This is a genomic window from Bdellovibrionales bacterium (assembly GCA_016714165.1).
Taxonomy (GTDB): Bacteria; Bdellovibrionota; Bdellovibrionia; order Bdellovibrionales; family UBA1609; genus JADJVA01.
In genome coordinates this window covers 1,975,523-1,988,536 of sequence record JADJNU010000001.1, presented here as the reverse complement: position 1 = coordinate 1,988,536, position 13,014 = coordinate 1,975,523, and the positions used below count along the sequence as shown (strand labels likewise).

Genomic DNA, 13,014 nt, shown 5'->3' with positions numbered 1-13,014 from the left:
ACTAGTGCCACATAAACATTGACGATATGAGTCAGAGACGAGGAAGTCCTGTTAGTGAAATTCTCAGAATTAGATCTTCATCCGACCCTTGTGGCGGCGATTCAAAAGCAAAATTACATTGAATGTACTCCTGTTCAGGAATTGGCAATCCCGGTTATCATTGAAGGCAAGGACGTTGCGGGTCTGGCTCAGACCGGCACCGGCAAGACCGCTGCTTTCGTTTTACCATTGATGGAGCGAATTCTGCGCGCGCGTGATATTGAAAATGCCGGCAAGGCTCTTCATGGGGACGAGGCCGTTGAAGCACAGATCCGCTCCGAATTGGGTGCGGCAGGAAAGCCATCGGAACCAAATAAAAGTGAGACCGAAAACAACGGTGATTCACCTTTATTGCCAATCGAAAAGAGGGCCTTTGTTGATTGGCAAAAAACGAATTACGTGTTGGTCCTGGTGCCGACCCGTGAATTGGCCGAGCAAGTTTACGAGACTGTGCAATTATTCGGTTCTGAATCGGGTCTGCGAGGTACGGCCATCTATGGTGGTATGGCCTACGACAAGCAAAAGAAGGCGATCAGTCACGGCGTTGAATTTGTGGTGGCAACACCTGGACGACTGATTGACCTCTATAAAGAACACGTCGTTGATTTGCGCCAGGTTCGAGCTGTGGTTTTTGATGAAGCCGATCGCATGTTTGATATGGGTTTCAAGGAAGACATGAAATATGTCTTAAATCGTATCCCCAGAGACCGCCAGTTGCTGGTCTTTAGTGCGACTCTTAATTTTGATGTTCTCAATGTGTGTTATGAGTTTGGTTCAGAGCCAGTGGAGATTAATGTCAGCAAAGATCAACCAAAGGCCGAGAATGTTGATGATGTTATTTTTCACGTTGGCTTGGAAGACAAACCCCGATTTCTTTTGTCTATTCTAAAGAAGGAAGTCCCTCGTCAGGCAATTGTGTTTAGCAATTTTAAGCGCAACGTAGAGAGGATCACTCAGTTTTTAAATCGGAATGGTATTCCGGCAGTTGGGATTTCAAGCTTGATGACTCAAGCTCAGCGAAATCGGGTGATGGCTCAATTTAAAAGCGATAACGAAAGAAATATTTTGGTTGCCACCGACCTTGCGGCGCGTGGTTTGGACGTCCTCGGAGTCGATATTGTCGTAAATTTCGACCTTCCAGATGATCCTGAAAACTATGTTCACCGGATTGGCCGAACGGGCCGGGCCGGAGCGAAGGGATTGGCGTTTAGCTTTGTTGGCGATCGAGACTTGGATGCCCTTCGCCGGATAGAGGATTATTTGGGTCACAAAGTTGAGATGTCCTGGCTTGACGATCAATTTCTAGTTTCTGAATTTTCACCTTTTCCTTTGGAGAGAGAGCTGTCTCCTTATCCGCCAAGAATGAAGCCGTTTGATAGGAAGGCACCGGGAGGCGGTCCGCGGGAGAGTCGAGGACCTCGACGCCCGGATCGAGGCGGGTCCAAGCGAAAATTTGACGACAACCAAAATAGGAATGATGAGGGAAGCGATCGACAGGAAGGGGCTTCGCCGCAAGGCCGCGGAAGGACGGGCAATGAAGCGCGGTCCCCAAGGGGAGAAAATAAGCACGGGTCCCGTGGTGGCAGCAGTGGCCAGCAACGTCGACCCGCAAGGTCTGCAGGGGCAAGCGCAGCTTATAGGCCTCGAAATGAGGCGGAGTCATCGTCTGCGACAGCGTCGTCCTCTCTTGCTGCATCGGGAGGAACTGAGTCCCATCGTGATCGGTCGAGGGGGCGTCATGCTTCAGGCGACAGAGAGCGTGTTCAGCAGGCGGGAGACCAGGCAGGAGATGCAGCCGGTAGAAACAGAAATGACGGTTCACGTCGACATGGTCCTGGTGCTGACAAGCGCCGCCACCAAAATAATCAGGGGCAAGCTCAAGATCAAAGGTCGAATCAGCGCGCTCAACAAGGTAGGGGAACTCAGGGCGGCAGCGGTCCCCGCAAGGTTCATGGGCAGCAGGGACGAGGAGCAAGTGCACCTGCGCGTCGGGCCACAAATCAGCAAGTGGTGGCAAAAGATTCTCTTGGGAAAAAGGTTTCTGGTTTTTTCAAAAAGATATTTGGCGGTTCCTGATCTCGTGGGAGTCTCTATTTGTGACATACCGACTATCCCATGCTCAAGTGGATAGAGTCTGTTCGTTCTTTTCGATGACTGATACATCATACGACCACAAGATATGCAGAGCTAAATGTCCAAGATCCCGCATCCACACAGAGCGCCACTTCATATAAAATATTGTAAAGCTGGTCCTTTTTTTGCAACTTTAATGGGTCAATATGGAACATTTTGGATTTCAGTCAAAATGGGTTCGATTTTCTGCATTAGGGGTAGGCATTGCATTCATTAGTGTCCTCGTTGGAAATGGTTGTGGCTCAGGATTCAACTCAAAGATATTTGGCGAAAAAACTAAAAATGACCGCAAAATTCAATGTGAAGATCGAAAGGCTGAAGTTTCCCTGTACGAAATGTCGTCACTGACACCCTATCAATATGCATATACTCTTGAGGATCTTTTATCACGATCTCTTTCTGAGACTGAGTTGAATGAAATATTTCAAACAACGTCAAAGGCACCTCTTCCTACAGCTGAAAATGGTTTTGATAGCCATACCAAAATATCCATCTCCCCTGATTTCGTTGAATCTAAAATGGAAATCGCAAAAATTTTTTCAAGAATCCTGACCTTGCAAATAAACCGTGATTGCGTTGATGAGATTTGTGCAAAAGCAAAGTTGGATAAATTTCTTGAAAGAGCTCTTAATAAAATTTATCCTGAATCGGAGATTGCTTCAATTAAAGTAAAATTGCTCAGTGTATTCTCGGGCTCAATTCTGCGCGATGCCGATTTCAATCAGTCTACTGAAGACGCGCTATGGGCTCTTTTTTCAGGCTTGAGTTTTCATATTAAGTTTCTCAATAATGATTCTCAGAACCTCATGACCTCTCTAGAATTGGGAAAGAAATTTAGCTATTTTCTCTTGTCTTCGCTTCCAGATGATTTATTGGCCAAAGACATTCAGTCCGGGCGTATTCAAGATTCCGGGGTTCGAATTCAGCATGTGAGAAGAATACTGTCTAATCCCAATTATCTCAGGCGATTTAGTTTTCAATTTCTCTCGCAGTTTTTGGGATTCAAAGGAACTTATCAGTCGTCAAACGAAAGCAAATTCAATGATATAACAAAAAGAGAAATCTATGATTCAGAAATATTATTTTTTGAATATGTCCTTTCTAATAATCTGCCAATTGGAGCTCTGATAGAGTCAGGAGTCGTATTTGCCAATGATTCTATCGCCAACAAATTTAATCTATCAGGGACGAAAGGTCAGACTCTTGTGCCTGTTCAGTCAAACGAATACACAGGGCTGTTGACCCATCCTCTTATTTTTATGAAGACATTCAAAGAGAGTGAAAAAAAGCTTTACGTTGGTCGTGGATCTTTAATTCAGCAGCGATTTATATGTCAAAAACTTCCAAACATATCTCAGTCCACGATCGAAGAGATCGAGAAAATCGAGCAGGAGCTGAAAGACAAGGGTATTGGATCAGTCCGGGGTATGATTGAGTATCACCGATCAAATCCTGCTTGCTTGAGCTGCCACCAGTATATAGATGGATTTGGGATTGCGTTGGAGAAATACAATGGCTTTGGGGGGTTTCGCGAGTATTATTCAGACGGCAATGCTGTTGATGCGAGCGGTGAACTCCTTGGGCAAACTTATGTTGATCACCGTGGGATGATGCAAATATTGCGAAATTCACTTGAGTTCAAAAGTTGCTTCGTTAGACAAATTAATTCTTTCGCTAGTCAGATGGATTTTTATAAGAGCAGTAATTGTTTGGTCGCTGATGTGGTGGCTGGAGCGAGCGAAGAGATGCCTTTGAGAGATCTCATCGAGTCGCTTGTATCGTCTCCACAGTTTACAATGAAAAGGCAGTAATTGATATTGGGGGAGTGGACCTGATGACTAAAATAGCAAGAAGAACTTTCATGAGGGGTGTTGGTGCGATGCTGTGGCTTCCTTATTTGGAGTCGATTTCAGTCCTCGGTTCAACACTCGCATATGGTCAATCCCTTGGAATGAGAAAGAGATTTGTTGCTATGGCTTGGCCCCAAGGAGCTGCAGGAGATAAGGGAAGTAAGGGTAATTGGCACTTTGATGTGGGTGGCTACCTGAGAACTCTTTCTGATATTCGTTCTAATCTGATCATTCCTCGAGGTTTCGGTGGCGGAGATGTTGCCGGAGGATACGATGGTTCAGATACAACACATGGAAATGGATATTCTATGTTGACCACTGGCTATTCTATCCAAAATAAGCAACTTCTTCTCAGCGCACCACAAAACGCCAAGTCAATAGATCAATTGATAGCTGATAAAGTCAAAGCAGATAATTCTGGTGTTCCGCTACATTCTTTGGTTACTGGAGTCACTCTCGAAGACGGTGGGCTGGGCTTTGTGCATGGCGACAGCGGAAAGACCATTAGCTGGGCAAGTTCTACGAAACCTATTCTTCCCATAGTGAATATGAGGGCTATGTTTGATAAGATCTTTATCATCAGTAGCGAAGCCGCGGCTAATAGTCAGAAAGAAGTCGCTCGTAAGAAAAGCGTGTTAGATTTTGTAAAAAGTGATTTAAGTACGATAAAAGCATCCGTAAATTCAGGTGACTCTATAAAACTGGATGAATACCTTACGCAGATTCGTGAAATTGAAAAGTATATTGATAGCAACGTTGCAAAAACCTGTAGCGCACTTGGCAGTTTTGGGTCTGTCACGGCCAACTTAGCCGATATAAATAGTTGCAATATGTTTTTACGAAAATCCATTGATCTACATGTTATCGCGCATCAATGTGATTTGGTTCGAACCAGTACGATTACAATGGACACATCAGTCAGTAATATTGGAAGAGGAGATGCCGATTCCTATCATGTTCACACTGGTGCAGAATGCGATAATAGATATCACAGTATTATACAAGGCCACGTCGATACGATTGGCTATGCTATTCGAAAATTCAAAGATGCAGGTCTTCTCGATGAAACGATCATTTATGCGGGGAGTGACTGTGCTTTGGGACACGTCAACGTCAATACTCCCATTTTGATTGCCGGTAGAGGGACTGGGTTTAAGTGGGGACAGGAAGTGGGAAGCGTGAATTCCCTTCGTCCAATTTCGGATCTTTTGATCGATATGCTCAAGGCATACGGAATTAATAATCCCAACACGGGAAATGTTATCTCCTGGGATACAGTAAAGGTGGGCTACCCCTATCCCATCACTAGTGAGAAATCAACTCCATCAGGAAACTCGGGCATTCTTTCTTAGAATCGCCTTAAATATTGAAGGGTTAACAGGGAAATGTTCCTAACTGTCCCAGCGAAAGTTGGAAATTATTTCGTTGCAGGTTGAGAGTGCGCTCTTGAATGATTCGCGGTGGTCTCGACAGGTGAGAATCACTGCAGTCTTGTTTTTCAAAAAAACAACTTGTCTCAGTTGTCTGGAAGTCTGGCGATTGATCATGTCGAGCAAAAAGGCGCGTTGGTTGTTGATTCGGATTGGCTTTGAATTGAGTATATCAAAGCCAAAGCGTGGGTAGTCTTTCAGCCATTGTTTGACATAATTTTTTAGTGACTGCTTGATTTGGAGATCGTCGACGCGAATGGTAAGACCTGCTTGAACTCCCTTATGAGTCGTTTTTGAACGGTAGAGAGCGGCAATGTTAGGATTATCAGGAGGGGAAGCAGAATGAATCCAATCTGTTTTTTCGGCATGGATTGAGAATCCACGCTCAGAAATATATTTTCCTATCTGATTCGAAATAACAAAGGAACTGGAAGTGACTGGGATGGGTGCCGCTAGAGCGGAACGACCCATCAAGAAGCAAATTAAAAAAAGATGCTTGCATAGCCATTGAATCATCTCAGGTAGGATAACTCACTGACCTGAAGTTGGGCAAGTCGATGGTGGACGAAAATCCATGAGATAAAGCTGTTTTGTTCCTGTCCTGGTGCTTGAGAAGACAATTGATTTGCCGTCAGGACCAAATGCGGGGAGAGAATCGTCTCCAAGGGAGTAGGTCAAGCGCTGTCGGCAAGAGCCGTCCCTGTTGATTGAATACAGTTCAAAATTATTTTCATCGTCTCCGTTGGAGGAAAATACAATTCTTTGCCCATCAGGATGCCACCTAGGGGACAAATGGACTCCAGCTCCATCTGTCAAAGCGAATTCTTCTCCCTTCTTTATATCTAAGCTGATGAGTTGAGAAGACTTCATGTCGGGGGCATATCTGACAAAGACAATCTGATGACCTGAGGGGTGAAATTGCCCTTCTGTTTCAATGAAATTCAGCCTGGAAAGGGTTCGCACCGATTTTCCATCTGTATTCATAAGGTGGAGCCTGGCCTGACCACTGCGCAGAGATGTGAATAATATGCTTGGGTGAGAGGGGTGATAGCTGCCCTCAGAATCATAGTTTTTTGAAGTCGTCAGACGCTCGATCTGATTTCCAAAATTTGTACTTCGATAGATTTCAAGGGGAGCATCAAACAGAGGAACAAGGGAGCGAGAAGCCGAATTCGACGCCACGGTCTTGGTGGGGGAGGAGAGCTCAGTTCAGACAAAGATTTTTGAATAAACACAGGATCTTCTTTGATTTCATCCGTTGTGCTGGAGTAAAGAATATATCTGCCTGATGAATCAAAATGAGGGCTGGCGTCATCTCCATCATGAAAAGTAACACGTCGTTGACGAGAGAGAGATAAGTTTAATTCATAGACCTGGCTCTGCGAATGACCAATTCGCTTTTCACTGAGAAAAATGATCTTTCTTCCATCGGGTGAAAAAGATCCATTCCAATTCTCTCCTTCCGTTGTCAATTGCTGCGCGGTCGAGGGCTGGTAGTTCGAAGGCGGCCGCGGTTGGCTTTGGTTTGCTCCCGAAGGGGGCAAAGGACCAGAATTCTGAGGAATGCTTTGCTGTGAATTTTTCTTTTGCAAGTTTTGGCAGGAAAATAAAATGAAGAAAGTAGAAAATAAAAACCAAATTCCAGTTTGTTGATATAAGCGCAAAATTTTATCCCTGAATCTCACGTTTTCATTTACCAATCTTTATCGGACGCATCGAGCGTCTTTTTAATCAAAGAAGACGGATTCCATTCGGCTAGCTTTTTAATCGAGGCCCATTCTCCATCTGAAGGTCTTGCTTTCCCCTTTATCAATCGAGGCAAGACAAAGATATCGTGGTGGGTGATGCTGTGTCGGAACAAGAAACGCACTGGTCTGCTTTTTCGTTTTTTTGCTGGTCCGGGAAAGATCCATTGATTTTTCAAAAAGGGGAGTTGCCCTTGGTTGATGACCATTTGTACCTTCTCGTTGGCAACCCAGATTTTCGGTTGCCAGTACCATATCTCGCGTGAGCGCTGAGGTCTTTTTCGCGGAAACTTGAGTTGAGTCTCGGACTTAAATGACTTGCACCCAGAAATCAGAGGACAAACACGGCAAAAGGTCTGGCTCGGGGTGCAGATTGCAGATCCGAGGTCCATGAGTGCCTGGTTCATGTCTCCTGGGGGATGGTCCAAAACGACCTTATCAGCCCAGGTCTGGTATTGCTTTCGATCTTGCGGCTTCCACCACTCGAGGTCGGCCGCATGAAATCTGCTCAGGACCCGAATGACATTGCCATCTACGACTCCCACAGGTTCGCCAAAGGCGATGCTGCTCACAGCCCGCGCAGTATAAGGTCCAAACCCGGGAAGTTTGAGCAATTCTTGATGAGTTTTTGGAAAATACCCGAGCTCGACGAGAGTCTGGGCAGCATTGTGCAAGTTCCGCGCGCGCGAGTAGTAGCCTAGGCCGGCCCAAGCAGCGAGCACCTCATTTTGTGTGGCTTTGGCCAGGAGTTCTATGCTGGGAAACAATTTCAGAAATTTCTCATAGTAAGGTAGCACGGCCTCAACGGTCGTTTGCTGCAGCATGGTCTCGCTGAGCCAAATAAGATAAGGATCAGACGTTTTCCGCCAGGGGAGAGGACGATGGTTCTTTTGATACCAAGTCCAAAGTGAGTTACGATTTTTTTTATCCAATGTAATACTGCCCTATGTTTCAATCTGTTGTGCAAGTGTCATAGCTGTCATACGATAGCTTTTGAAATAATTCAAAGGTCTCCGCGATTTGGCAAATGAACTTAATTGTGGGAAAATGAAAGAATGCATTTTCTTGAGAGAATTTTGATTTTTCTTGCTTTCGTGTTATTGACCCGGGGTCTGGCGGCAAAGGAGTTTGATAAACACGGGGCGAAATGTGGCTTGCGGGCCTTGTCACGCCTCAATTGTGACCTCTCGAAGGGATCCTATAAAATCTCACTCACATTTGATCGCATTACGATTTCTAATGGGGTTTGGAAAAGTGTCCAAGATCTTCCTATCAGGGAGCCAGGAACTCGTTGGGAGAGGGTTGAACTTCGTGAGCTGGGGGGGCATTGGCTAATTGAATTTGAATTTTTGACTTCTTCCAAAGGTGAAGCTGAGATTCAGGATTTGGTTTGGCTTGTCTATGAGTTAAATGGAGTCGAATGGACCGGAAGGGTTCGTGAGGTGGTGCAAAAACGAAGGCCAAAATTGACAAAGCATGATATGCAAAATGATAACAGGGAAAAGTTTGGACTCGGAAAAACAAAAGATGGTTCTATTGAGTGGTGGGTAGGTCGCCAAAGGGGAGTATTTTAGCTATGGATTTTAAACCGATGAGCGGACGAGAACAACCACGATTCTCTGGAATTAAGACGTTTTTTAGGCTGCCAGTTGTTTCTCCTTCCGAAGATTTTGATGTGGCGATGGTGGGAGTTCCATACGATGGCGGCGTGTCATATAGGCCAGGAAGTCGATTCGCGCCATCGCGCATTCGGGAGGCGTCCTCACTGGGAAGGGGATTTAATTGGTCTCGATCCTTGAATGTGTTTGATCGATTGCGTGTCGCTGATGTCGGCGATTGCCCAACAGTCCCCATCGACCAAAAGCAGACCTATCATAAAATTGAAGACTATTTCAGTTCGTTGGTCGGAGGAAAAAAGCGATTTATAGCTGTTGGAGGAGATCACTCAATCACTTTGCCTCTTCTCAGAGTTGTGAGAAGGAACGCAGGTGAAAAAATAGCTTTGATTCATTTCGATGCTCACTTGGATACCTATCCGGCTGCCTGGGATTGCGAGTACCACCATGGCTCTTTTGTTCGTCACGCTATCGAAGAGGGTCTTATTGATGTGAGCAGGTCTTTGCATTTAGGAATTCGAGGTCCGCTGGCCAACGAAAGTGATCTCAGCTTTGTGACAAAGCATAAGATGAATATTGTCACCGTGGACGATATCAGGAAAGAGTCTCTAGACACTTTTTTGAATCGGCTTCCGGTTTTTGACTCATCTCCGACTTATATCAGTTTCGATATTGACTGTTTGGATCCTGCTTATGCTCCGGGAACGGGGACCCCAGTTGTCGGTGGTCTTACTTCTTATGAAACTCAGCGCATACTTCGGGCGCTAAAAATAAAGCGGCTTGTTGGGGCGGATTTAGTTGAAGTGTCTCCGCAATACGATAGTTCCGAAATCACCTGCCTGGCTGGGGTGGACGTACTCTTCGAGTGTCTTTGTTTGATGGCTGAACAGAACTAAGTTTGTTTTTTAGACTGACCGATTTGATTTTTCATGATCAATCCATCATCAGGCTGGTTCCGGGTTTGGGCAAAAATTCTTTGGCTTCTTTGGTTAGCGGGCGGGCCTTTTTGGTGTCTATTTTTGGTGCAGAATTTGTCATTAGGGTTTTGAGCTCTATTGAATAGTTGTGTTTGAGCGACTTTCCCTTTGATATCATTTTTACGATGCCAATTGGCTTTGCACTTTCATGGGTCCAGAAATCAACTGTTTGATCGCGATCGATGATTCGATAGTGAGTGGCCTCGACAGTTCCGGCAGGCACAGTTATTTTCTCTATTCCCACTTTTGACTGGCGCAATTCATCGGCTGATTCAAACATGAATGTCGAGATTTGAGCGCCGTCAAAGCCTTTTAGGTACTCGTCAGTCAAAATGAATGGGTCTTCCCCAAGTTGGGGCATGAGAACATAGCCTTGTGACAAAGTGAGTTTCTTCCCGTTTGGCTGCACGTGAAAACGTTGCCACATCTCAACTCCAGTAAAGGACTGATCTTTGAAATAGAATTCAAGGGCAACATCTGACGAACTACGACTGGCCACAGTTATTGCAATTTGGGCAACTCCTGACGACAGTTTCAGTTCAAAGAGTGATCCTGAGCCGACTTTCAAATCTGGAATTTCAAATGAGCTACCGAGTTCAGCAGTGAATATAAAGATAAAGAAGAGCAGAGCGCGTGTTAATTTCACGGGGAATTTCTTATTCCTTCATCAATTTATCAAGTGCAATATTTCGCTCTTCTATGAGTTTCTTAGCTGCTTCAAGCTCTTTCATGAGGCGCTTGTATTCTTCGGGGCTGATCTGCGCTTCTTGTATTCCGGACTGCTGGGTTGGAGACACGTTCACTTCAGAAACAGGCTGGTTGCCCAGGTCAGATGTTTTGAGTTGGGCGCTGGTTGAGGAATTCCAAAATAAGACAAGGCAAACGGCGATCATTGCGCTGATCTTGGTTTCGAAGTCTAACCGCCGCAGGAGAAGTCGGACAAACTTTATCGTGATCGTATTTGTCATATTTAATGTGTCGGCAAGAACAGTCGATTTTTTGAGACTCATTATGAGACAACTGTCCAAGTTTTTCTGACAGGTGTTTAAAATCGAGTCAACCGTGAACAGCTAAGTTGCTGAAATCAAAGTTTTTCAATTTGGACACTCAGTTGCATTAGTATAGTGACAAAATCAGGGAGGGATTCCTTTTGAATAAATTAAGCCTTATCAGGTCTTTTAGAAGATTAAGTCTGACAGTGAGCTTAGCTTTTATATCTATAATCTCCGGCTGCGGAAAACTCGATACAACGTCCTTGAAACTATCGGAGAACGGCACTCGCGGCACTGTTTTGGCAAGATTTTTTCAAGACCAGAATATCTATGAAAAGGAATTGCCCTTTAGAAATCTCAATGGCTACGCTCTTTTTGAAGATGATATTATCTTGGGAAGAATAGACAAACTGGGCGTGAAACCCCTTAATTTTGTGCTTCCTTCTGCCACAACCGGCGTTCTTGATTTTTCTGAATTTAGCGGATCGCAGTCATTTGCCTTTGCCGTCGAAGGAGGAAGACTCTGGACGACGGGGATTGTGCCTTATGTGATAACGTCTGCTGTTTCAGCAGCAACTGATGGTCTTAAATCTGCCATGCAAGCTATTACGAGCAATACTGGAATTAGGTTTGTCGAAAGAACAAACGAGACCGATTACCTTGAATTTGTAAAATCAGATCAGGCGAATACTTGCGGATCCTATGTTGGACGGCAGGGAGGCGCTCAATCGGTATTTGTGCAAGCGGGAGCGGGAGGCTGCGGGTTGGCAGCGACCGTTCACGAACTTCTCCACGCCATTGGCTTATGGCACGAGCAATCGAGAACCGATCGTGACACCTATGTCGAGATTTTGTATGATAACATCACTGAAGAGTACAAGAGCCAGTTTGACATTCTTCCTGGAGTTATTCTCGGAGCCTATGACTTCACATCTGTTATGCATTACGGTGTAAAGTTTTTCTCTAAAAACGGCAATGACACAATTCGCAGTCGCAATGGCCAAAAAATTGAACGAACTGTTCCCATGAGCGGTTTGGATGCCGCTGGGGTGAAGGAACTTTACAAGTCTGAATTGAGTAGCAGTGGCAGTCAGTGTGATCCAGCTGCAAAGGGTGCGAGCTGTGGTATCGCCAATGGCACCGGGCAAATCGAGGATCAAACTTGCAATGCCTCCACTCAGCAGTGGGTGGGTGGGGTTTGTCGAGTGAAGACATGCAACACGGGTTTTCAACCTGATTCAGCGAGAGCGGCTTGCGTTCAATCTGGAAGCAATAACGAAGCGCCTCGAGGAAATGTCGATGTCTTGAATGTGAATGGTGTGCTGATGGGTTGGAGCTATGATCCGAATAGCCCTGCCACAAGTATTGACGTCCACTATTATATTGACGGTGTTTTCGCAGGAGCCAGCAAGGCTGACAAACCTCGAAGTGATGTGAACTCGGCCTTTGGAATTGCCGGCAATCATGGCTTTGAATTCAGAGTGCCTGACAGTTATCGAAACAATCAGCAGCACACGATCAGAGCCTACGGAATCGATCTTCAGGGTCAGACAAATCCTGAGCTTGGATCAAAGCCGTTTTCTCTGGGTAGTGGAACTCCGACTGTCACGGGTCTTTCTTTTTTCAGTGGAAGTTACAGTGCGGGCGTTACCGGATCGGCCTCAAATCTTCCAGATACGACAATGTGGTGTTTAACCCCAGGGTCTGGCTCCTGCACTCCAAATCTTTCGCGCATGCAAGACTGGGTTTCGACAGGTTCAACAGGCAATAACAGATTCAATTGGAAGTATGAGATTAGGCCCTACCAAGTGGGATGGTGCCCTGGTACTTTCACAGCGGTTGTCCAGGCCCCAGGAGAGACAAAACTTACGGCTTCTTTCACGATTGGATACCCAAATACTTCTGTCTCGAACGCTGGTTTGAGAGTGAATAATGTGCCACCTCCTTCGGTCGGCGTCTTGAAAGGATGTTTTGAGTACAATGAATTAATTGGCGCAAACATTCCTGGGTCTTGTGGTGGGAGAGGAAATACTTCTATCATTAATAATGGATGGTCTTACAACGAGAGCGATCACTCCGCGACGTTCAATGGAGATTCGAGTGTTTTCGGAGGTCGTCATGGGACTATATTCTTTACTTTCGAATACAATTGCGGTCTTAAGCAGACAGTTTCGGGTAGTTTCTAGCAGGTTTTAACCCGGAGTCCTTTTATTTGAATTGAGATTTTAAAAC

General features: G+C 45.3%; 12 protein-coding genes. 6 read left to right on the top strand and 6 right to left on the bottom strand.

Annotated elements, in window-relative coordinates; translation table 11 throughout:
• The first annotated feature begins 54 nt into the window (after nt 1–54).
• The 3 genes from IPJ71_08960 to IPJ71_08950 all read left to right on the top strand — a co-directional run bounded on the left by IPJ71_08960 (nt 55) and on the right by IPJ71_08950 (nt 5,374).
• On the top strand, nt 55–2,115 hold the full coding sequence (locus IPJ71_08960; protein ID MBK7843810.1) for a DEAD/DEAH box helicase: 2,061 nt from the start codon (nt 55–57) through the stop codon (nt 2,113–2,115).
• A 392-nt stretch (nt 2,116–2,507) separates the two neighbouring features.
• A complete protein-coding gene (locus IPJ71_08955; GenBank protein MBK7843809.1) occupies nt 2,508–3,983 on the top strand; it encodes a DUF1588 domain-containing protein in 1,476 nt (491 codons plus the stop codon).
• Nucleotides 3,984–4,006: 23 nt separating this feature from the next.
• Nucleotides 4,007–5,374: a DUF1552 domain-containing protein gene (locus IPJ71_08950; protein ID MBK7843808.1), complete on the top strand. Its 1,368-nt coding sequence runs from the start codon at nt 4,007–4,009 to the stop codon at nt 5,372–5,374.
• Between the two features lie 39 nt (nt 5,375–5,413).
• Here IPJ71_08950 and IPJ71_08945 read toward each other — a convergent pair whose 3' ends face one another.
• From IPJ71_08945 to IPJ71_08930, 4 genes are all read right to left on the bottom strand, one after another.
• On the bottom strand, nt 5,414–5,923 hold the full coding sequence (locus IPJ71_08945) for a hypothetical protein (GenBank protein ID MBK7843807.1): 510 nt from the start codon (nt 5,921–5,923) through the stop codon (nt 5,414–5,416).
• Between the two features lie 60 nt (nt 5,924–5,983).
• Nucleotides 5,984–6,634: a PD40 domain-containing protein gene (locus tag IPJ71_08940; GenBank protein MBK7843806.1), complete on the bottom strand. Its 651-nt coding sequence runs from the start codon at nt 6,632–6,634 to the stop codon at nt 5,984–5,986.
• Nucleotides 6,535–7,044: a PD40 domain-containing protein gene (locus IPJ71_08935; GenBank protein MBK7843805.1), complete on the bottom strand. Its 510-nt coding sequence runs from the start codon at nt 7,042–7,044 to the stop codon at nt 6,535–6,537. Before IPJ71_08935 ends, IPJ71_08940 begins: the two co-directional genes overlap by 100 nt.
• Nucleotides 7,045–7,145: 101 nt before the next feature.
• Nucleotides 7,146–8,021, bottom strand: a complete 876-nt coding sequence (locus IPJ71_08930) for an A/G-specific adenine glycosylase (GenBank protein MBK7843804.1) — start codon at nt 8,019–8,021, stop codon at nt 7,146–7,148.
• Between the two features lie 231 nt (nt 8,022–8,252).
• Here IPJ71_08930 and IPJ71_08925 point away from each other — a divergent pair, with 231 nt between their 5' ends.
• Nucleotides 8,253–8,771 carry a hypothetical protein gene (locus IPJ71_08925; protein ID MBK7843803.1) on the top strand — a complete coding sequence of 173 codons (519 nt, stop codon included), beginning with the start codon at nt 8,253–8,255 and terminating at the stop codon, nt 8,769–8,771.
• Nucleotides 8,772–8,773: 2 nt separating this feature from the next.
• Nucleotides 8,774–9,709 carry an agmatinase gene (speB, locus tag IPJ71_08920; protein MBK7843802.1) on the top strand — a complete coding sequence of 312 codons (936 nt, stop codon included), beginning with the start codon at nt 8,774–8,776 and terminating at the stop codon, nt 9,707–9,709.
• 37 nt (nt 9,710–9,746) lie between these two features.
• Here the strand turns inward: speB and IPJ71_08915 are convergent, their stop codons facing one another.
• Together IPJ71_08915 and IPJ71_08910 are read right to left on the bottom strand one after the other, a co-directional pair.
• Nucleotides 9,747–10,436 (bottom strand): hypothetical protein, encoded by a 690-nt coding sequence (locus IPJ71_08915; GenBank protein ID MBK7843801.1) that lies wholly within the window; start codon nt 10,434–10,436, stop codon nt 9,747–9,749.
• Nucleotides 10,437–10,446: 10 nt separating this feature from the next.
• On the bottom strand, nt 10,447–10,800 hold the full coding sequence (locus IPJ71_08910; protein ID MBK7843800.1) for a hypothetical protein: 354 nt from the start codon (nt 10,798–10,800) through the stop codon (nt 10,447–10,449).
• A gap of 140 nt (nt 10,801–10,940) precedes the next feature.
• On the opposite strand from IPJ71_08910, the gene IPJ71_08905 reads away from it, so the two are divergent.
• Nucleotides 10,941–12,968 carry a M12 family metallopeptidase gene (locus tag IPJ71_08905; GenBank protein ID MBK7843799.1) on the top strand — a complete coding sequence of 676 codons (2,028 nt, stop codon included), beginning with the start codon at nt 10,941–10,943 and terminating at the stop codon, nt 12,966–12,968.
• Nucleotides 12,969–13,014: the final 46 nt, after the last annotated feature.